Origin of the sequence: Catonella massiliensis (assembly GCF_016651435.1) — a bacterium.
Classification (GTDB): Bacteria; Bacillota; Clostridia; order Lachnospirales; family Lachnospiraceae; genus Catonella; species Catonella massiliensis.
Window position 1 is genome coordinate 911,438 of sequence record NZ_JAEPRJ010000001.1, and the last position, 20,683, is coordinate 932,120.

19 protein-coding genes are annotated in these 20,683 nt (G+C 38.8%); 16 read left to right on the plus strand and 3 right to left on the minus strand.

Annotation, left to right across the window (positions count from 1 at the left end; genetic code table 11):
* Positions 1-117 precede the first annotated feature (117 nt).
* The 7 genes from JJN12_RS04050 (at position 118) to JJN12_RS04080 (ending at position 8,258) form a co-directional block, all read left to right on the plus strand.
* On the plus strand, positions 118-2,031 hold the full coding sequence (locus tag JJN12_RS04050) for an ABC transporter substrate-binding protein (protein ID WP_208428480.1): 1,914 nt from the start codon (positions 118-120) through the stop codon (positions 2,029-2,031).
* Between the two features lie 224 nt (positions 2,032-2,255).
* Positions 2,256-3,242 carry an ABC transporter permease gene (locus tag JJN12_RS04055; protein ID WP_208428481.1) on the plus strand — a complete coding sequence of 329 codons (987 nt, stop codon included), beginning with the start codon at positions 2,256-2,258 and terminating at the stop codon, positions 3,240-3,242.
* Positions 3,243-3,255: 13 nt separating this feature from the next.
* Entirely contained in the window at positions 3,256-5,082 is a 1,827-nt protein-coding gene (locus JJN12_RS04060; RefSeq protein WP_236013690.1) for an ABC transporter permease subunit, read from the plus strand.
* Positions 5,083-5,091: 9 nt separating this feature from the next.
* Positions 5,092-6,096 carry an ABC transporter ATP-binding protein gene (locus JJN12_RS04065; protein ID WP_208428482.1) on the plus strand — a complete coding sequence of 335 codons (1,005 nt, stop codon included), beginning with the start codon at positions 5,092-5,094 and terminating at the stop codon, positions 6,094-6,096.
* Positions 6,086-7,642: an oligopeptide/dipeptide ABC transporter ATP-binding protein gene (locus JJN12_RS14450; protein ID WP_208428483.1), complete on the plus strand. Its 1,557-nt coding sequence runs from the start codon at positions 6,086-6,088 to the stop codon at positions 7,640-7,642. Before JJN12_RS04065 ends, JJN12_RS14450 begins: the two co-directional genes overlap by 11 nt.
* Positions 7,642-7,854, plus strand: a complete 213-nt coding sequence (locus JJN12_RS04075) for a hypothetical protein (protein ID WP_208428484.1) — start codon at positions 7,642-7,644, stop codon at positions 7,852-7,854. The genes JJN12_RS14450 and JJN12_RS04075 overlap by 1 nt, the downstream gene beginning before the upstream one ends.
* Positions 7,855-8,012: 158 nt before the next feature.
* A complete protein-coding gene (locus tag JJN12_RS04080) occupies positions 8,013-8,258 on the plus strand; it encodes a type II toxin-antitoxin system HicB family antitoxin (protein ID WP_208428485.1) in 246 nt (81 codons plus the stop codon).
* 44 nt (positions 8,259-8,302) lie between these two features.
* On the opposite strand, the gene JJN12_RS04085 is transcribed toward JJN12_RS04080, so the two are convergent.
* Positions 8,303-8,497, minus strand: coding sequence for a hypothetical protein (locus JJN12_RS04085; RefSeq protein ID WP_208428486.1), 195 nt, complete (start codon positions 8,495-8,497; stop codon positions 8,303-8,305).
* Between the two features lie 289 nt (positions 8,498-8,786).
* On the opposite strand from JJN12_RS04085, the gene gdhA reads away from it, so the two are divergent.
* The 7 genes from gdhA to JJN12_RS04120 all read left to right on the plus strand — a co-directional run bounded on the left by gdhA (position 8,787) and on the right by JJN12_RS04120 (position 17,056).
* The gene (gdhA, locus tag JJN12_RS04090; RefSeq protein WP_208428487.1) at positions 8,787-10,121 is read left to right on the plus strand and encodes an NADP-specific glutamate dehydrogenase; all 1,335 of its coding nucleotides are present in this window, start codon (positions 8,787-8,789) and stop codon (positions 10,119-10,121) included.
* Positions 10,122-10,316: 195 nt separating this feature from the next.
* The gene (locus tag JJN12_RS04095; RefSeq protein WP_208428488.1) at positions 10,317-11,912 is read left to right on the plus strand and encodes a type I restriction-modification system subunit M; all 1,596 of its coding nucleotides are present in this window, start codon (positions 10,317-10,319) and stop codon (positions 11,910-11,912) included.
* A 1-nt stretch (position 11,913) separates the two neighbouring features.
* Positions 11,914-13,134 (plus strand): restriction endonuclease subunit S, encoded by a 1,221-nt coding sequence (locus JJN12_RS04100; protein ID WP_208428489.1) that lies wholly within the window; start codon positions 11,914-11,916, stop codon positions 13,132-13,134.
* 5 nt (positions 13,135-13,139) lie between these two features.
* Positions 13,140-13,619, plus strand: coding sequence for a DUF3990 domain-containing protein (locus JJN12_RS04105; protein WP_208428490.1), 480 nt, complete (start codon positions 13,140-13,142; stop codon positions 13,617-13,619).
* Positions 13,616-13,861, plus strand: a complete 246-nt coding sequence (locus JJN12_RS04110; RefSeq protein ID WP_208428491.1) for a hypothetical protein — start codon at positions 13,616-13,618, stop codon at positions 13,859-13,861. The genes JJN12_RS04105 and JJN12_RS04110 overlap by 4 nt, the downstream gene beginning before the upstream one ends.
* A gap of 1 nt (position 13,862) precedes the next feature.
* A complete protein-coding gene (locus JJN12_RS04115) occupies positions 13,863-14,087 on the plus strand; it encodes a DUF3791 domain-containing protein (protein WP_208428492.1) in 225 nt (74 codons plus the stop codon).
* 14 nt (positions 14,088-14,101) lie between these two features.
* On the plus strand, positions 14,102-17,056 hold the full coding sequence (locus JJN12_RS04120) for a type I restriction endonuclease subunit R (RefSeq protein WP_208428493.1): 2,955 nt from the start codon (positions 14,102-14,104) through the stop codon (positions 17,054-17,056).
* 63 nt (positions 17,057-17,119) lie between these two features.
* On the opposite strand, the gene JJN12_RS04125 is transcribed toward JJN12_RS04120, so the two are convergent.
* The gene (locus JJN12_RS04125) at positions 17,120-18,058 is read right to left on the minus strand and encodes a site-specific integrase (protein ID WP_208428494.1); all 939 of its coding nucleotides are present in this window, start codon (positions 18,056-18,058) and stop codon (positions 17,120-17,122) included.
* 20 nt (positions 18,059-18,078) lie between these two features.
* Complete coding sequence (locus JJN12_RS04130) at positions 18,079-18,534, minus strand: restriction endonuclease subunit S (protein WP_208430319.1); 456 nt, start codon at positions 18,532-18,534, stop codon at positions 18,079-18,081.
* A 177-nt stretch (positions 18,535-18,711) separates the two neighbouring features.
* On the opposite strand from JJN12_RS04130, the gene JJN12_RS04135 reads away from it, so the two are divergent.
* Together JJN12_RS04135 and gtfA are read left to right on the plus strand one after the other, a co-directional pair.
* The gene (locus tag JJN12_RS04135) at positions 18,712-19,152 is read left to right on the plus strand and encodes an NADAR family protein (RefSeq protein WP_236013839.1); all 441 of its coding nucleotides are present in this window, start codon (positions 18,712-18,714) and stop codon (positions 19,150-19,152) included.
* Between the two features lie 19 nt (positions 19,153-19,171).
* On the plus strand, positions 19,172-20,614 hold the full coding sequence (gtfA, locus tag JJN12_RS04140) for a sucrose phosphorylase (protein WP_208428495.1): 1,443 nt from the start codon (positions 19,172-19,174) through the stop codon (positions 20,612-20,614).
* Positions 20,615-20,683: the final 69 nt, after the last annotated feature.

Sequence of the window (20,683 nt, forward strand, 5' to 3'; positions counted from 1 at the left end):
ACAACTGTCTTTCCTAGGTAATATAATAAACGAAACCATTATACAAGAGTGATAATCAAACAATAGTGTTTGAATACGGTTATTGTATAATGAATAAAAAAAGGGGAGGTTCTAAGTATGAAAAAAAGAAAACTATTAAGTGCTCTTCTTGCAGGTGTTATGGCAGTTTCACTTACAGCCTGTGGCGGTAATACTACTTCTACTGAGAGTACAACTACTTCAGGAAGTGCAAGTAAAGCCAGCTCTACCACTACTTCATCTGCATCAAGCACAGCGTCAGGCAGCTCTTCAGCAGCGGCTACACCTGTTAGTGGCGGACAGCTTATAATCGGTGATGGTACACAGTCAAATGGTGATATTTATCCATACTGGTCAAACAACTCATCTGACTTAGCTGTATACAATATGACATTTGGCGCCGATACAATCGAGATTGATAAAGATGGAAAATATGTAGTCAATCCAAATGTAGTCAAAGAGAAGAATGATACTAAGAATGATGATGGAACCATTACCACTACTTTTAAGCTTCAGGAAGGCATGAAGTGGAGTAACGGAGACCCTATCACAGCTAAAGACTATGCATTTTCAACTCTTTTCTTCTCATCACCTGTTATAGTAGAAATGGGAGCTACAGATAATACATCAGGTTCTTACTTCGATGGCTTTGCTGACTACAATGCAGGCAAGACAAAGGTATTTAAGGGCTTCAGACTTTTGGGAGACTATGAGTTTTCAGTAATCATATCAAAGGATTACCTGCCTAACTACTATCAGGATGCTTTGGCAGCGGTAAGGCCTTCATATACGAAGGGTTGGCTTCCTGAAGGCTATGACATAAAGGATGATGGCAAAGGTGCTTATTTTACAAAGGACCTCAAGGCAAAAGACCTTGATAAATATGTAAACAAGTATCGTCTGAATCTTACAGCGTATTCAGGACCTTACATGAAGGAAAAGTATGATGAGACATCCAATACTTATACACTTGTAAAGAATCCTAATTATGTTGGTAACTATGAAGGACAGAAGCCTTATATAGACACAATCATCTATAAGTTCGTACAGCCTGAGACTCAGATGGATGAGCTTAATACAGGCGGTGTTGATATCCTTCTTCACCTTGGTGAGGGAACTGAGATTAACTCAGGTATGGATCTTGTAGATAAGGGAACCCATAACTTTGTAGAATATCCTCGTAACGGATATGGTAAGCTCGTATTTGTATGTGACAGAGGACCTACTCAGTTTGTAGAGGTTCGTCACGCTATAGGTTATCTCCTTGACAGAAATGAATTTGCCAAGACATTTACAGGCGGACATGGTTCTGTAGTTAACGGTAATTACGGACTTGCTCAGTGGATGGTTGAAGAGAGAGAAGATGAGATAGGTGCTCTTAACCAGTACAGCTTCTCACTTGACAATGCTATAGCAGAGCTTGAAAAGGCTGGATTTACACTTGATAAGGACGGAAAGCCATACAAGAGCGGACTTCGTTATAAGAAGCTTGATGACGGTAAGCTTATGCCTCTTATCATTAACTGGTGTTCATCAGAGAATAACCCTGTATCTGACCTTCTTGCAACCAAGCTAGCTAACAGTGAAGATGTAAAGAAAGCAGGTATGGAGATAAAGCAGAACGTAGTTACATTTAACGAGCTTATAGAGAACTATGGTCAGACAAAGAAAAATGACTATAACATGTACAACATGGGTGTTGGCTTCAATGCTATTTACAATCCTGAATTCTCTTATGCTATAGGTAATCCACAGAATACAAACAGGATATCTGATAAAGAGCTTGCAAAGCTTGCCAAGAACTTGAATGTTGTTGACCCATCTAATGAAAAAGAGTACCTGGACAGATACGTAAAATTCCAGCAGAAATGGAATGAACTCCTTCCTGACCTTCCACTATACTCAAATCAGTACCATGACTTCTTTAACAAAAAGTTAAAGGGTTATGATGGAATTAAGGATGCTATCTGGGATATCACCTCACAGATTAATTATTGCTGGGTACAGGAATAAAAAAAATCAAAATTCCTAATCTGTATATTTATGCAAAATGCTGATAAACAGCTGGAAATTCAAGTCCGGGAAGAAAATTTCCCGGACTTATTTCCTATTATAATACTTGCAAAATAGCGTGTATTATTGTATACTAGAGTACGCTTTCTGTTTACCGCACTGAGGATGGGAACCGTCCTATATGCGGTGCACAGAAAAACATTAAATGAAAGCAGGTAAGAAGTATGCTAAAGTATATTACAAAGCGTCTGCTGTACATGGTGTTTGTATTTTTTACCATGTCGGTATTAATTTTTGCTCTGTATAATGCAATCCCGGGAGATCCGGCAATGATGCAGGTATCAAGTCAGAGAGATAAGCTCAAACCGGAACAGTTTGAGAAGGTGTACCAAAACATGCGAAAGCAGATGGGGCTTGATGATCCGGCACCGGTAAGATACGGAAAGTGGATTAAGTCGGTTGTTACTCTTCAGTTCGGTGATTCAATCATATATAAAAAGCCGGTTACTGATGTAATAACTGAGCCGATGAAGAATACCATCTTTCTGAATCTCTTGGTAACGTTTTTTGCGCTTGGCATAACGATACCGTTAGGTATATACTGTGCGGTGAAGAAATTCTCGAAATTCGATACGGTGGTGCAAGTCCTTACTATCATAGGGTATAGCTTGCCGGTGTTTATATTCGCGCTTATCATTATCTATGTGTTTGCGGTGCAGCTTCGGTGGTTCCCGGTTTCGGGTATGAACACGCCGAATATCAAGGGTGGTGCTATGGTGCTCTTCCTTGATAGAGTTAAATATATGGTACTTCCTACTATGGTACTTACGCTTGCTTCCCTTGGTGGTATGACAAGATATGTAAGAGCCGCTATGATAGATGCGCTTCGTATGGATTATATAAGAACTGCAAGGGCGAAGGGACTTCGTGAAAGAGTTGTTATCTACTCACACGCTTGGAGAAATGCACTCCTTCCTATCATAACACTTATCATAAGCTGGTTTATAGGTATATTCTCAGGCTCAATTATTACTGAGTCTATATTCGCACTTAACGGTATGGGACGTATCTACCTTAAGGCACTTAACGGTCTTGATTACAATCTTGCGATGGGTGTTCAGATGTTCTATATTGTGGTATCTCTGGTTGGTAACCTTATTATTGACCTTAGTTATGGTATAGTTGATCCACGTGTAAGAATAACAAAATAGTAAGGAGGAGAACATGTCAGATAACAATAAGAAAAAACGCGCCTCCTTGCTTGCGAGGCTGTTCATGCCAAGAAATGGCATTGAAGAAAAAGATGTAGATATTTTTAAGGAAGAACAGATGCAGTCGCCTGGAAGGACGATTATCAAGAATTTCGTTTCAAATAAGCTCTCTATGGGCGGACTCATTGTGTTCTTATGTATATTTGCTTTCGTGCTTATAGGCCCGCTTTTCTTCATACAGGACCTTTCATATGAGGAGAGTACACAGATAAATCTTGCGCCGGGTCTTGATATGATGAGCGTGCCTAAGGGCCTTCAGGGAAAGGTTTCTGACATAGCAATCGGCTCAAGTTTCTCAGCAGGCGTAAGCAAGACAGGCGGTCTTTATGTGTGGGGTAAGACACAGGTTCTCCCTACTATTAACCTAAGTACCTTTCCTAAGGAAGTAAGGGGCAAGAAGTTTGTTAAGGTAGCAGCGGGTGTAGACCACATAGTTGCACTTACAGATGATGACCAGCTCGTTGCTTGGGGTAACCCAAGACTTAATCAGACAAAGATTAATCCTGATATTAAAAATGACAGCGGTAAGATTGTTCAGATTGCTGCAGGTTATCAGATTACAGGTGTATTAAAGGACAACGGAAATGCCTTTCTTTTTGGTAATACTTCTGTAAATGATGCAAAAATCAGACGTAAGTATCAGGGAAGCCTTGCTAAGCTTGCCTTCACTTCAGATGCACTTATCGGACTTACTAAGGCTGGTGAGGTAGTTTATCTTGGCTCAAACGACTCTTCGGTTTCTAAAATACCTGAGGAGTTAAAAAGTGGTGGAGTCAAGGATATAGCTGCTTCAGGCTTTACTGCAGCTGCGCTTAAAGAAGATGGTAAAGTTGTGGTTTGGGGCAACTTAAAGAATGGTGAAGACAAAGTTCCTGAGACTAAATCAAAGATTGTTTCATTACAGGGCGGACGTTATCATTATACAGCTGTATTGGAAGATGGCTCGGTTATTGCTTGGGGTAAGAATAACTTCGGTCAGGCAAATGCGCCTTCCATCAAAAACGTTACACAGGTATTTTCAGGATATTATCAGAACTACGTTCTTACAAAGGACGGCAAGGTAACTACCTTCGGTCTTAAGGGATACCTCTTAGGTACTGATGAACTTGGAAGAGACTTGCTTAATCGTATAGTAAACGGTGGTAGAATGACGATGACCATGGGTGCGGTTGCAGTTATCATTTCCGTAATCATTGGTGTAATTGTGGGTGGTATATCAGGCTTCTTTGGTGGAACCGTTGACCTACTGCTTCAGAGGCTTACTGAAATGGTTTCATCCATTCCTTTCCTTCCTTTTGCGATGATTCTCTCATCTATAGTAGGAGGTAAGCTTCCTGAGAGTGCTAGAATATTTATGATAATGGTTATCCTTGGTGTGCTTTCCTGGACAAGTCTTGCAAGACTTGTAAGAGCACAGGTGCTTGCAGAGCGTGAGCAGGAATTTGTTACCGCAGCAAGGGCCATGGGTATCAAAGAGCTTACGATTGTATTTAAGCATATAATTCCTAATGTAATTTCAGTTATTATAGTTACTGCAACACTTGACTTTGCAACCTGTATGCTTACGGAGTCTTCACTTTCATTCCTTGGCTTTGGTGTTGCACTTCCAAGACCTACTTGGGGTAATATGCTTAACGGTGCTATCAATTCAGTGGTTATTAAGAGTTATTGGTGGAGATGGGTATTCCCTTCTATCTTACTCGGTGTATGTTGTATCTGTATTAACCTTGTAGGTGATGGTTTAAGAGATGCTATTGATCCTAAGTCTAATGAAAGGTAGGTAAAAAAGGTGGAAGAAAACAAGTATTTACTTGAACTACAGGACTTAAAAACCTTCTTTACTACCAAGAAGGGTATAGTTAAGGCTGTAAACGGTGTTACCTACCATGTTCAGGCAGGTAAGACCTTGGGAGTAGTAGGAGAGAGTGGAAGTGGCAAGAGTGTGTCTGCCATGAGTATCCTTAAGCTCCTTGACGGCAACGGCAAGATTGCCGGAGGTAAGATTATATTTGATGGTAAGGATTTGTCAGAGGTATCCATTAAGGATATGTCTAAGATAAGAGGAAATGATATATCCGTTATCTTCCAGGAGCCAATGACAAGTCTTAACCCTATATTTACTATAGAAAGACAGGTCGCTGAGCCTTTTATCATCCATCAGGGAATGAGCAAAAAGGCAGCCAATGCAAAGGTTGTCGAGATGCTTAGTGCGGTAAAGATTCCTAATCCTGAGGCCGTGGCAAAGCAATATCCTCATCAGCTCTCAGGTGGTATGAGACAGAGAGTTATGATAGCTATGGCTCTTGCCTGTCAGCCAAAGCTTCTTATTGCGGATGAGCCTACGACTGCGCTTGATGTTACCATTCAGGCACAGATACTTAAGCTTATGAATGAACTTAAGAATGAGCGTGGTACTTCAATCCTCTTCATTACCCACGACCTTGGAGTAATCAATGAGATGGCTGATGATGTTGCAGTTATGTACTGTGGACAGGTAGTTGAGATGGCTCCTTCAAGAACCATATTTGGTATGGATGATTATAATCATCCATATACAGAAGGACTTATGAATTCTATACCAAGGCTTGATACCCCTTCGGGTGTGAGGCTTGAGGCTATACCGGGTGCAGTTCCGCATCCGCTTGACCTTCCTAAGGGATGTAAGTTTGCCCCACGTTGTAAGTATTGTACGGAGAAATGCTTGAATGAAGAGCCTGCGCTTAATGAAGTTGAGCCTGGACATCAGGTAAGGTGTTTCTATCCTGAAAAGGGGGCAAGAAAAAATGGAAAATAATAACGAAAAGAACGTATTACTTCATATAGAAGACCTTAAGCAGTATTTCCCAATCAAGAAGAACTTTGGAGAGAAGCAGCGCTATGTAAAGGCTAATGATGGTATCTCCATAGATATAAGGGAAGGTGAAACCTATGGCCTCGTTGGAGAGTCAGGCTGTGGTAAGTCTACTCTCGGGCGTGTTCTTTTACAGCTTTATAAGCAGACTGCAGGCCGTACTATGTACTATGGAAGGAACATTGATGACCTTGCACCTAGCTATGTAGCTGAGACATTGAAGAAAATCCCTGCACTTAAAAAGGAGTGGGAAAAGCTTGTAGCTGATGAGAACGCAGCAAAGAAGGCTTATGAAGAGGCAACTGCGCAGTTAGAAAAGTCAAATAACAGCGAAGAATCTAATGTTGATAAAGAGAACTTTGCTGCAATAGAAAAATATAATGAAGCTGTAAGAAAGACTAAGGAAGCTTATCTTACTATAGTTGAACTTATAGGTGGTTTCTTTGTTCTTGATGACCTTACAGAGATAGCCGGCCTCCTTCTTAAAGAACACAGTCATGCAGCTGCTATCTTTGATTCAAAGGAAAAGGAGGAACTCTTCCAGAAGCTGTATGACAAAAAGCCTAAGGAAGCTCTTAGAAATAAGATTGATAAGTTACGTGAGGTAAGAACTGCTGAGGAGCAGGAGCTTGCAAAACTTCGTAAAACCCTTGATGAGAAGCGTCAGGCAATCAGTTCTAACCCTGACTTTGCTAAGCATGAAGCCTACAGAGACGGCGGTATTAACCTTGCGAAGCTTAAAGACCATGAGATAAGAGGTCTTCGAAGAGACCTTCAGCTCATATTCCAGGATCCTTACTCATCACTTAATCCTAGAATGACAGTTGGTCAGATTATTGGAGAGGGACTTCTTGCTCACAACATTTTCACTGAAAATGATGAGAGCATGCAGGAATACATACTTAAGGTTATGGAAGAGTGTGGACTTGCTCCATATTTCATCCATAGATATCCTCACCAGTTCTCAGGTGGACAGCGTCAGCGTATCGGTATTGCCCGTTCGCTTGCTCTCCGTCCTAAGTTTGTCGTATGTGATGAGGCTGTTTCGGCTCTTGACGTGTCTATTCAGTCACAGGTTATCAATCTTCTCATTGACCTTAAGGAGAAGAGTAACCTTACCTATCTCTTCATTTCACACGACCTCAGTGTAATTAAGTATATCAGTGACAGAGTTGGTGTTATGTACCTTGGAAGTATGGTTGAGGAGGCTGATACAGAGGAGCTTTACGCTCATCCAAGCCACCCATATACAGAGGCATTGCTTTCTGCAATACCTACAACTGATATAGATAAGGACAAGAAGGAGACTATTCTCATAGAGGGAGATATTCCAAGTCCTATAAATCCACCAAAGGGATGTAAGTTCCATACAAGATGCCGCTACTGTACAGAGATATGTAAGCATGTAACCCCTGTATTTGAGGAGGTTGCCCCAGGTCACAGAGTTGCCTGCCATCATAAGCTCGGTATTTACGGAGAGAAGAAGTAATGTTTTTTCATAAAAAGCTTGATAGAAGTTATGACACGCTTAGGTTTCTTGGCGACAGGAAGGGTGAAGAAACTGAGGAAGACATTAAGGAGTTTAAGGAGAGGGAAAAGCTGGAGTTCAAGGATATACTGGCGATGATAATTTCCGCTCTTATAGTATTTGGACCTCTGTTTCTCATCATAGGACTTCTTATGTTCATAATAACTTTATAAAGTATAGAAGGCCCGCCTCATATTTTGAGGTGGGTTTTTTAGAGTTGATTAACAGTACCATTTATAGTACTATTAATTACAAGGATCAATAAAACAGGAAAGTCCATTAAAGAAGGCATATATTGTAGATATTTTAAATAGAATAGGAGAATAGTGTAATGAACGTAACGGATTATATGAAGTTGCCATATACCAGATTGGTACAGGAAGTCAATGATGAAAGCGGGCATTATTTTTATGGCAGGATACTGGAACTTGATGGCTGCCAAAGTACAGGAGATTCACTAGAGGAATTATACGAAGGGCTCAATGAAGCCATGGAAGGCTATATAGAAGTTAAGCTTGAGAATGGTCTAAAGATACCTGTACCAGAGAAAACAGAAAAATATAGTGGTAGAATATAAAAAGAAAGTAAGAGAAATATTAAAAAATTAAGGATGTTATTGTCCTACTGTTTTGATTGTATATCTCTGTCAATAAGAGCATTTATATATTCATTTATACTAATGCCTTCCTCAAGAGCTCTTGCTTTTATTACTTCTTTCTTTCCTTTGGGCATTGTCAGCCCCACTCTGTCATATTTTTCTTTGATGTATTTATTTTGATATTCTATCTGATTAAATTCTTTTGTATTCTCTGCCATCTTCTAATCCTCCTCTATTGATTTTTTTATTTTTCTTTTAGGGCTTCTATTATGGGCTACAACTATATAATACCATATATTATGTAATATGTAAAAGGTTAAAATAAAAAAATTCTAAGTTGTATAATACCTCTGTGGTAATAATCTACAGTTATAGCTGGTATGCTGTATAATTGTATACAAATATACAAATAACTGTTGACAGTGTAACCTAAGACAATTATACTGATAGCAGATTTTATTCCCAATTAATAAAGAACAAAATTTTACATCAGAAGGGAGAATTATTATGTCATACGTTGATGAGGTACTTGTAAAGGTTAAGGAAAAAAACTCTCACGAGCCCGAATTCATACAGGCAGTTACAGAGGTACTTGAATCTCTTAGGCCTGTGATTGAAAAAGAGGAAGAAAAGTATAGGAGAGATGCTATACTTGAGAGAATGACAGAGCCTGACAGAATAATCAGCTTTAGAGTTCCTTGGGTAGATGATAAGGGACAGGCTCAGGTAAACAGAGGCTTTAGAGTACAGTTTAATAACGCTATAGGACCATACAAGGGAGGCTTAAGACTTCACCCTTCAGTTAATCAGAGTATAATCAAATTCTTAGGCTTTGAGCAGTGCTTTAAGAATTCACTTACAGGCCTTCCAATCGGAGGTGGTAAGGGTGGTTCTGACTTCGATCCTAAGGGAAAGAGTGACAGAGAGATAATGGCTTTCTGCAAGAGCTTTATTACCGAGCTTTATAAGTACATTGGTGCTGATGAGGACGTACCTGCAGGAGATATCGGTGTAGGTGCAAGGGAAATAGGCTATATGTATGGCCAGTACAAGAGGATTACAGGGCTTTATGAAGGTGTACTCACAGGTAAGGGACTTAGCTATGGTGGTTCTCTTGCAAGAAAAGAGGCTACAGGCTACGGCCTTGTATACATAACTGATGAGATGCTTAGGGCAAATGGAAAGAGCCTTGAGGGCAAGACAGTTGTAGTATCAGGCTCTGGAAATGTAGCTATCTATGCTATAGAGAAGGCCATAGCCCTTGGTGCTAAGCCTGTAACCGCTTGTGACTCCACAGGCTGGGTATATGATCCTGATGGAATAGATGTAGCAGTGCTTCAGGATGTAAAGGAAGTTAAGAGAGCAAGACTTACCGAGTATGTTAAGGCTAGGCCTAATGCAGAGTACCACGAGGGAAAAGGTGTATGGAGCGTGAAGTGCGATATTGCTCTTCCTTGTGCAACCCAGAATGAACTTGACCTTGAAGATGCTAAGGCTCTTGTGGCAAATGGCTGTTTTGCAGTCTGCGAGGGCGCAAACATGCCTACTACCTTAGAGGCTACAGAGTATCTCCAGAAAAACGGAGTTTACTTCCTCCCTGGCAAGGCTGCCAATGCGGGTGGTGTAGCAACCTCAGCCCTTGAGATGAGCCAGAACTCAGAGCGTCTTAGCTGGACATTTGAGGAGGTAGATGCTAAGTTAAAGAACATCATGGTAAATATCTTCCGTAACCTTGATGCCGCAGCAAAGGCATACGGCAAGGAAGGCGACTATGTAGCAGGAGCCAATATCGCTGGCTTTATAAAGGTTTGCGATGCTATGCTTGCACATGGGATTGTGTAAATAGAATTTAATTATTAGAAGCTGCCAAGTTTATGAGAAATCATAGACTTTGGCAGCTTTTTTCGTCTATCATAGGGTATGAATGAAATCTCTTTTTATACTTTTGACACTTGTATCATAATTTATTAAAAAACCATGTTAAAACAGTTAAAAAATTGGTATAATAGAGGAAAATGTAAAACAGGAGGATGGGTAATGGCAGATAACAAAGACTTGCTGAATGTACTTTGGAGTGGGGCGGATGTACTAAGAGGCAAGATGGATGCCAATGAATATAAAACTTATTTATTGGGGCTGGTCTTTTATAAATATTTATCAGATACATATTTGGCGAAAGCCTATGACTTATTGAATGATGAGTCACCTGATAGCCTTGATGATGCTCAGGCTCAGTATGAAGAGGCAGTAAAATCAGAAGATGCAGAAGACTTTTTGGCAGAATTAAGAAGCTCAATGCATTATACCCTAGAACCTGATATGACATATATAAGCATCTTAAGAGATGCTCAAAACAATAGATTTAATAGAGAAAAACTTCAGGCTGCCTTTAACAGAATACAGGAATCAGATGAATTGTTCAACGGCTTATTTGCCGATGTAGACCTTTATTCCAACAGGCTTGGAACAGGAGATCAGAAACAGAGTGCTACAATAGCAGAAGTGATAAAGGTCTTGGATGGGGCTGATCTAATACACGCTGAGGGAGATGTGCTTGGCAATGCCTATGAGTATCTGATTGGACAGTTTGCTTCTGAGACAGGCAAAAAGGCGGGTGAATTCTACACTCCTCACGGTCCTGCACAGATACTGTGTAGAATCGCTATGTCAGGACAGGAGGATAAAAAGGGACTACAGGTATATGATCCCTGTATGGGTTCTGCCTCACTCATGCTTAGCTGCAAGAATTATTCTAAAGAACCTGATTATATCAAGTACTACGGGCAGGAACTGATGCCGTCTACCTACAATCTTGCCAGGATGAACATGTTTCTCCACAGGGTTCTTCCTGAGAACCAGCACCTAAGAAATGGAGATACATTGGATGCCGACTGGCCTACAGATGAAGAAACAGAATTCGATGTAGTTACTATGAATCCGCCGTATTCTGCCAAATGGTCAGCTGATGAAGGCTTCAAGCAGGATGAGAGATTTATGGACTATGGTGGGAAGTTAGCACCCAAATCAAAGGCAGACTATGCGTTCCTATTACATGGTTTCTATCACTTAAAGCAAAGTGGAACTATGGCTATAGTACTTCCGCATGGAGTACTTTTTAGAGGGGCATCAGAGGGAGAGATAAGAAGGATTTTACTTGAAAATGGCTCTATATATGCTGTAATAGGCCTTCCTGCCAATATGTTTTACAATACCTCCATACCTACCTGTATCATAGTGCTTAAAAAGCATAGAGAGGGAAGGGATGTGCTCTTTGTTGATGCATCGAATCTCTTTGAAAAAGAGAAGAAACAGAATGTAATGAATAAGGAGCATATCGACAGGGTAATCAAGCTTTATAATGATAGAAAAACAGTAGATAAGCTAAGTTTCCTTGCTTCCTATGAAGACATAGAAAAGAATGATTTTAACTTGAATATACCAAGATACATAGATACAAGTGAAGAAGAGGAAGAAATAGACATTAGAGAGCTTTCTGAAAGTTTCAGGGATATAAATAGAGAAATAAAAGAGTGTAATGAGGCTCTACTTGAAATGTTTGGAGAACTTACCTATAGCAGTCAGGATACTAAGGAAGCAGTGGAAGAATTTGTAAAGGTCTTTTTGGAGGGTTGAAATGGCAAATAAACCAAATATAAGATTTAAGGGCTTTACTGATGATTGGGAACAGCGTAAGTTGGGGGAGATTTGCGAAAGATTAACCAGAAAAAACAAAGATAATGAATCCGATTTACCATTAACAATATCATCTCAGCATGGATTAATCGACCAGAGAGATTTTTTCAATAAGGTAGTTGCTGCAAAAGATATGTCTGAATACTACCTTTTACAAAAGGGTGAATTTGCATATAACAAAAGTTATTCAAATGGATATGACTATGGTTCTATTAAGAGGTTAAATTCATATGAAAAGGGGTGTTTATCAACTCTCTATATATGCTTTAAGTTAATATCTGATAAGGTTAATTCTGATTATTTAGAATGTTATTTTGATACACTCGCTTGGTATCATGATGTATCACAAATATGTTCTGAAGGGGCACGAAATCATGGTTTACTTAATGTAGATGTAAAAGCCTTTTTTACAGAGGTAACAGTTAAATTGCCAGTTGATGTAAAGGAGCAACAACAAATTTCTGCCATATTACATTCCCTCGACCACCTTATCACCCTTCACCAGCGTAAGTGTGATGAAACAAAAAAACTGAAAAAATTTATGCTCCAAAAAATGTTTCCGAAAAATGGTGAAAAAAATCCGGAGATAAGATTTGCAGGATTTACTGACGATTGGGAACAGCGTAAGTTGGGGGAAGTATTTAAAGAATACTCAGAAAAGAACCATACAGAACTTCCTGCATTAACGATTATTCAGGGTGGCGGGACTGTTCTAAGAGACAAATCAGATCGAGCATTACAGTATGATAAATCCAACTTGTCTACATATAAAATGGTAAAAAAAGATGATTTTATTGTTCACCTTAGATCCTTTGAAGGTGGACTTGAAAAGGCTAATTCAAGTGGAATTATAAGTCCTGCATATCATACTTTTCATGGAGAAAATACAGATTGTAGATTCTTTTATCCGTTCTTTAGGTCAAGACAATTTATCGATGTTTTACTAAAGCCACATGTATATGGAATAAGAGATGGAAAAAGTATTGATATCGAAGGAATGAAATCTATATTACTTCCACTTCCAACTTATGATGAACAACGGAGAATTGGGAACTATATAGAAAACCTCGACCACCTTATCACCCTTCACCAACGAAAGTGTGATAACCTAAAACTTATTAAAAAATTCATGCTGCAAAATATGTTTCCTAAGAAAGGATAGAAATAATGATTTTATATCATGGGAGCAATGTTGAAGTGAAAGAGCCTATATTGCTAAAGGTACAAAGAGAACTGGACTTTGGCAAAGGGTTTTATACAACCAGCGATATGGAACAGGCTGCTAGATGGGCTTGGAGAACTGCAAAAAGGAGAGGTGAAAGCAATGCCTTTGTTACAGTCTATGAAGTTAATGAAGATGAACTAAAGAATATCCGTCTTCTAAGCTTTGATTCACCTAATGTAGACTGGCTTGATTTTGTAGTAAAGAATAGAAAAGGTGAATACATAGCAGGAGACTGGGATATAATATCAGGTCCTGTGGCAGACGACCAAACTGCTCAGGTTATTGACCTTTATCTCGATGGATTGTATGATGAAGAAGAGGCAATAAGGCGATTTCTTACTCAGAGGCTAAAAGACCAATATGCATTTAAGACGGATGAGGCTCTTAAACTGCTTATATTCAAAGAGGTAATAACACTATGACTAAGATACCTATATTTTCATTAGATTGCTATAATAAGAATGTAATCAAAATGATTATGGAAAAGTATGGATTGACTGAAATGGAGGCTGCCAGAGAATTCCTTATGTCTGAAACACATAGGATGTTAGAAGATGCTGATATGGCTATGTGGGAATTTTCTGCAAGAGCTATTTTTGACATGTGGGAAGTAGAAAAGATAACAGGAAATCCTAGGAACTCGGTACATTTAAGGAGTGAATGACATGACAAAAGAGATGGAATTTTTCCTTTTTCTTATTGAAAGGTATGCAAAGGCAAAAGGGAGAATGACAGGCGATGTGCTTAGAGAATGGGAGAATAAGAGAATAACCCAAGAAATATTTGACGGATATTTTGAATATCATCAGGAAAGGCTTGAAAACGCTTATGATGATATAGATGCTCTTGTAACAACAGGAAAACATATAGACTATAGTGTTAATGGCTAAGATGGGGGAAAATTATGGCAGAACTGGAATCGGTGTTAGAAGAAAGACTCATAGCTGAGCTTACCGGCGGAGAGTCACAGTGGACATACCGCCCTGATATTAGGACTGAAGAGGCATTGTGGGATAATTTTAAGTATATTTTGGAGCAGAATAACAAGGCTGAACTGGGAGACCAACCCTTAAGTGAATCAGAATTTGCTAAAGTAAAGAATGACCTCTCTCATGCTTCATTCTATGATGCAGGGCAGTGGCTTGTTGGGGAAAATGGTAAAGTCTATGTACATGTGCATAGGGGTGATAAGGTACTTCATCTTAAGGTAATGAATAACGAGCATATTGCAGGAGGCTCAAGTGTATATGAGGTAATTAATCAATACAGAGTCTTTAAGTCAGAAGAAGATAAAAATGGGAGAAACAGTAGATATGATGTTACCCTTCTCATAAATGGAATACCTATGATTCATATTGAACTTAAGAACAAGGCTCATTCCTATATAAATGGATTTAATCAGATAAAAAACTATATATCAGAGGGTAAATTCAGAGGGCTTTTTTCAAATGTTCAGATGTTTGTAGTAAGTAATGCAGTGGATACAAAGTATTTTGCGGCTGCAAGAGATACTGAGTTAAATAAGGAATTCCTAACAGGCTGGGTTGATGAAGACAATAAGCCTGTTTGTGATTATATAGAGTTTACGAAGTCTGTACTAAGGATACCTCAGGCTCACGAAATGGTATCTAAATATACGGTTTTAGACAATGTGAGGAAGAAACTGCTTATCCTAAGGCCATATCAGATTCATGCGATAGAGGCTATGCGCAGGGCTTCAAAAACAGGTAAGTCAGGCTATATCTGGCATACTACAGGTTCAGGAAAGACTATGACTTCGTACAAGGCAACCAGGAACCTGCTTATGGACATTCCGTCTATAGAAAAGACCTTGTTTTTAATAGATAGAAAGGATCTTGATAAGCAGACAGGAGATGCTTTCAAGTCTTATTCTGAAAATGATACCATAGATGTAGACAACACAGAAAATGTAAACCGTCTGATAAAAAAACTAACTGACGGCAACAGGCAGATGATAGTGACCACTATTCAAAAAATGCAAAAAATGATTAGAGATAGCCTGAAAGACGGCTCAAAAGACTATAATCAGATTAAATCTCTAAGAATAGCTTTTGTAGTGGATGAATGTCATAGGGCTGTAAGTCCACAAACAAAGCGGGAGATTGAGAGATTTTTTGCTAATTCCTTGTGGTTTGGTTTCACAGGAACTCCTATTTTTGAAGAAAATAAGTATGAGCAAAAGGGAGACCTGCCTCAGACAACTGAAGAACTATATGGTGAGTGCCTTCATAGCTATACTATAAAGGAGGCAATACACGATAAGGCTGTACTTGGATTTAATATAGAGAATCTGGGGCCTGAAAATATAAGACCTGAGGACGAAGCTGCTTATTACAACAGTGAGAATCATAAGCGTAAAGTGCTTGATGTGATACTGAACCGTTCTAAGTCAAAGTTTGGTATGCAGCTTGTAAAAGGAAAAACCTACGAAGCTATGCTGACTGTAGATTCAATAGCCTCAGCACAAGAGTATTATGACCTTATTATGAGGATAAAGGCAGGTGAGGATGAACTTAAGATTAGTGAAGAAGTAATGAAGGCACTTCCTGATTTTCCTAAGACTGCGATTACTTTTTCAGTTGTAGAAAATGAAGAGGCTTCAAAAACAAATCAGGAAGCAATGAAGAGGTATTTAGATGATTATAGCAAGATGTTTAACAGCAGGAGTTATGGTTTAGGCGAGATTACTGCTTATAATAACAACTTAAATGAAAGGCTGGCTAGAAATGGGAATAAATATACTGATAGAATGGAGCAGCTGGACCTTGTTATAGTTGTGGATAGACTGCTTACAGGCTTCGATGCACCTTGCCTCTCAACTATCTTCATAGATAGGGAGCCAATGAAGCCACAGCATCTGATTCAGGCATTTTCAAGAACCAATAGAATTAATGACTCAAATAAGATGTACGGACAGATAGTTACCTTCCGTTCTCCAAAGGAATATAAAAAGAGGATAAATGAAGCTTTGGTACTATATTCTAAAGGTGGATTTGGAAAGGCGATTGCAGAAGACTGGGACACAGTACTTTCGCAGTTTGAGACCTCACTTAAAACTATTAGGAACTTTGCTCCTACTCCAAATGATGTACTGGGACTCTCAGACAGGCAGAAAAAGGTGTTTATAGTCCTGTTTAGAGAATTTGATCATAATTTTGCACATTTAAAATCATTTTCTACATACGATAATGAGATGTTAAAGAAGTATGATTTTACTGAAGAAGACTATGAAGATTATGCTGCTGTATATAACAATGTGATTGCTGAAATGCGGGATAGACCTGCTAAAGACGAAGGGGATAATGAGATATCGGATGATTATGAGTTGGTTGCCTATAGCAAATTTAAGGTAGATTTTGAATATATAGTATCGCTTTTACAGGGCTTTGTGGATTCGATGAGTGCCGCAGAGAGCGGAATCGATGATTTTGATGCTAAACTTAAGGAAATCCGAGAGAATATAAATGAATTTGCAAGTACCAATCCGAAACTAAGCAGTCTCATTTCTCGTATGGTTGATGAGATGGAAAAAGATTTTGATAAATACATTAATAGGGATGTTTCGGCTATTATCAATCAAATGCGGTACGAAGCAGCCGATAAGGAGATTAAAAAATACGCTAACAAATGGTTCCTAGAGGAAGAAGCTGTCAGGTATGAGGTGTATAACTATAAGGATGGGAAGCTTGCAAACGAGAATAAATTGAAGGAAAGTGCTGATTATGCAGCTTATAAGGAGAAGAATGAAGCATCGCTTCCTAAATACAAATTTTATTCTGAGCTTAAGAAGGATTTTGACGAGAAGTTGATTCCTGAGGCCAGACCATATATTAGCTAAAATGATAATGAAGCTTGCAGTGAAAGTTGCTGCAAGCTTTTACCTTCACCAGCGGATTTATTATTATGAATTAAGATTTGATAAGGACCTCATTATAATATCAATGTCCTTACTTTCAAGTTCCTGTATGATGTGTAAGTAAGTTTTTTGAGTTGTGGTTATATTTGAGTGACCGAGCCTTCTTGCAACGCTTGCAATGGATACTCCTGCAAAGAGTAATAGAGAGGCATGAGTGTGGCGAAGTCCGTGGATTGAAATTATAGGGACTTCAGCATTTCTACAATGTCTTGCAAGTATATCGTTGGCTGTTGAGTTATATATTTTATCATTTACAAATATGGGCTTGTCTTCAGGAATATCCCTTAGGAGTTCAGCAAACTGTATTACGGTTTGCCAGTCTAAGGGTATTTTTCTTATTGAAGATTTGTTTTTGGTAGGAAGAAAACCGCCGCTCCCTTTATAATCCCAAGTTTTTGACACAGTCAGGGTTTGATGCGATAAATTGAAGTCGCTTGGGGTAAGAGCTAAGGCCTCAGAAAAACGCATTCCAGTCTTTGCAATCAGAAGAATAAGCCAATCCATACTAATATCAGCAGTGAGCCTTAAGTCATCAAGTAATTTATGAAGTTCGTACTGATTAAGGTATTTAGGCTTTTTGGTACGAGGACTTTTTCCTTTGATTACGGCTTTTCTTGTAGGATCACGGCTAATATAACCTTCATCTACTGCATCAAGTATCGCACATTTTAAATGATGGTGAAAGTCCATTGTGGTCTGCCTTTCGTGTTCACTGGCATAGTCATTCAGCAGTTTTTGATAAGCAATTCTATCAAGATCTGCTAAAGGGAGATTAGGTATAAGTTTAACAAGCCATCTATATGCCATATTGTATTTGCTCATTGTAACAGGACGAATAGCCCCTTCTTTATAAATGGTAATCCACTGCTTATAATAATCGCAAAACAATATGGGTTTTGAGCTGATGCTTTCTAGTGTATTCATTCATTTCCTCCTTAGTGTTTTTACTTACGCTGGTGAAGGGTGATAAGGTGGTCGAGGGTAGAAAAATATGTCCCAATTTTCATCTGTTCAAGTATATTGGGTGTTAAAATGTTAACTTTATTAATTGCTGCTTTTGATAAACTTGGTACTCCCGTAGATTCATCCATTGATTTCCAATCAACATTTTGAAAAACGCTAAAAATAAACTTTAAATCATTATTTTGCTTTGGAATACAGTAAAATAATGTGTCTACAGTCCAAAAAGGTGCTTTTAAAATATACGGTCTGTCAATAGTTCCTTTTCTACCAATGCCAATTGAATCGTCTTTATAAGATAAAGCTTCCGATACACTAAGCATGTAACCGCCTGTACCATATACAGGAATTTTACCTACATCTAAGTGTTTATAATCTCTTCCATTACATACTTTAATTACTTCCCCCAACTTACGCTGTTCCCAAGGGAGAGTATTTATTTCCTAATACCACTAATTTATTTTGCATAATTTAACTATTCTCCTTGTTGTAATTATGAAAATAGCTTATACTAATATAGAGCAAGACACATTCATAAAATAACATATTTTTAGAAAGGTAGGAAAGGTACAATGAAGATTATTGGCTTTCACAATCCTTAGGAAGATTATGGTTTCCTGAGTAATTGGTATTTATCAGATTTTCGAATTGATGGTATAGAATTTTCATCTATGGAGCAATACATGATGTATGAAAAAGCTCTATGTTTTGGTGATGAAAAAATAGCAAAAGAAATTTTAGCCGAAAGAGATGTGGCTAGAATAAAGGAGCTAGGAAGGCTTGTATCAGGCTATGATGATTATATTTGGAATGGAGTACGGCAGATAGTAATATACGAAGGGCTTATGGCTAAATTTTCTCAAAATGATTCTCTAAAAAGTAAATTACTTGATACAAAGGATTGTACATTGGTAGAGTGTGCAGTTAAAGATAGAATCTGGGGAATAGGGCTTTCTATGACAGATCAAAGAAGATTTATACCCTCAGAGTGGCAGGGACATAACTATCTTGGATATGCACTTATGATGGTTAGGGACAAGCTGAAAAATCAAATATAATATAAAAGGAGAAGCGCTTATGAAGAAACTTGAGAACAAGATTATGCTCATCACCTATGCTGACTGCATGGGAAATAACTTTAAGGACCTATCTCGGGTGCTTGACAAGCATTTTAGTAAGGCTGTTGGAGGAGTCCATATCCTGCCGTTTTTCCCATCGTCAGGCGACAGAGGCTTTGCTCCTATGAGATACGATGTAGTGGATGAGGCCTTTGGTGACTGGGATGATGTTACGAAGCTTTCTGAGAAGTATTATCTTATGTTTGACTATATGTTAAACCACATAAGTGCGCAAAGTCCTTATTATAAGGACTTTCTCAAAAACAAGGATAAGAGTCCGTACAAGGACCTGTTTATCAGATACAAGGATTTCTGGGAAAATGGAGAGCCTACAGAAGCTGAGGTAGATGCCATCTACAAGAGAAAGCCTAGAGCACCTTATGTAGAGGCACATTTTGAAGACGGAACTACAGAGAAGGTATGGTGTACCTTTGACGAAGAGCAGATAGATATTAACTGCCCTTCAGATACTGCCAAAAAGTTCCTCGTTGACAACCTTACAAGTATGGCAAAGAGGGGAGCCGCTATTATAAGGCTTGATGCCTTTGCCTATGCTACAAAGAAAGCGGGTACAAGCTGTTTCTTTGTAGAGCCTTATGTATGGGAGCTTCTATCAGAAGTTACTGATGTACTTTCACCTACAGGAGTTACCATTCTTCCTGAGATTCACGAGCATTACACCATTCCTTTTAAGATAGCAGAAAAGGGTTACTTTGTTTATGACTTTGCCCTTCCTATGCTTCTTCTCAATTCGCTTTACTATGGACAGACAAAGCATCTTAAAGAATGGCTGCTAAAATCTCCTAACAAGCAGTTTACTACTCTTGACACACACGATGGTATAGGTGTGGTAGATGTAAAGGACCTGCTTCCTGATGAAGAGATTGAGAGAACAAAGGAAGATATATTTAAGTTTGGCGCCAATGTTAAGAAGATATACAATACAGCCGCTTACAACAACCTTGATATCTATCAGGTGAACTGTACATACTATGCGGCTCTCGGAGACCATGATGATGCTTACCTCTTAGCAAGGGCAGTACAGTTCTTTGCAAAGGGCATACCTCAGGTGTACTATGTGGGACTTCTTGCAGGTAAGAACGACCTTAAGCTTCTTGAAGAAACTAAAGTAGGTAGAAACATCAACAGGCATTATTACACCTTGGAGGAAGTGGACAAAGAGGTAGAACGCCCTGTAGTAAGAGATTTGCTTAAGCTTATGGAGTTTAGAAATACCTCTAAGGCCTTTGCCCTCGATGGTAAGTTTGAAATACCTGATACTGATGAGGATAAGCTTCACATAATTAGAGAGGCTGAGGGAGAAAGGGCTGAACTTATAGCTGATTTTAAGACTAAGAAGTTTAGGGTACTTTCAAATGGAGAAGAGATTTTTAGCAATTAAGATTAAAAAATAGTATTATACAGCAGTCAAAATGGCAAGAGTTTTTACGAGCTTATATGTAAAAATGAA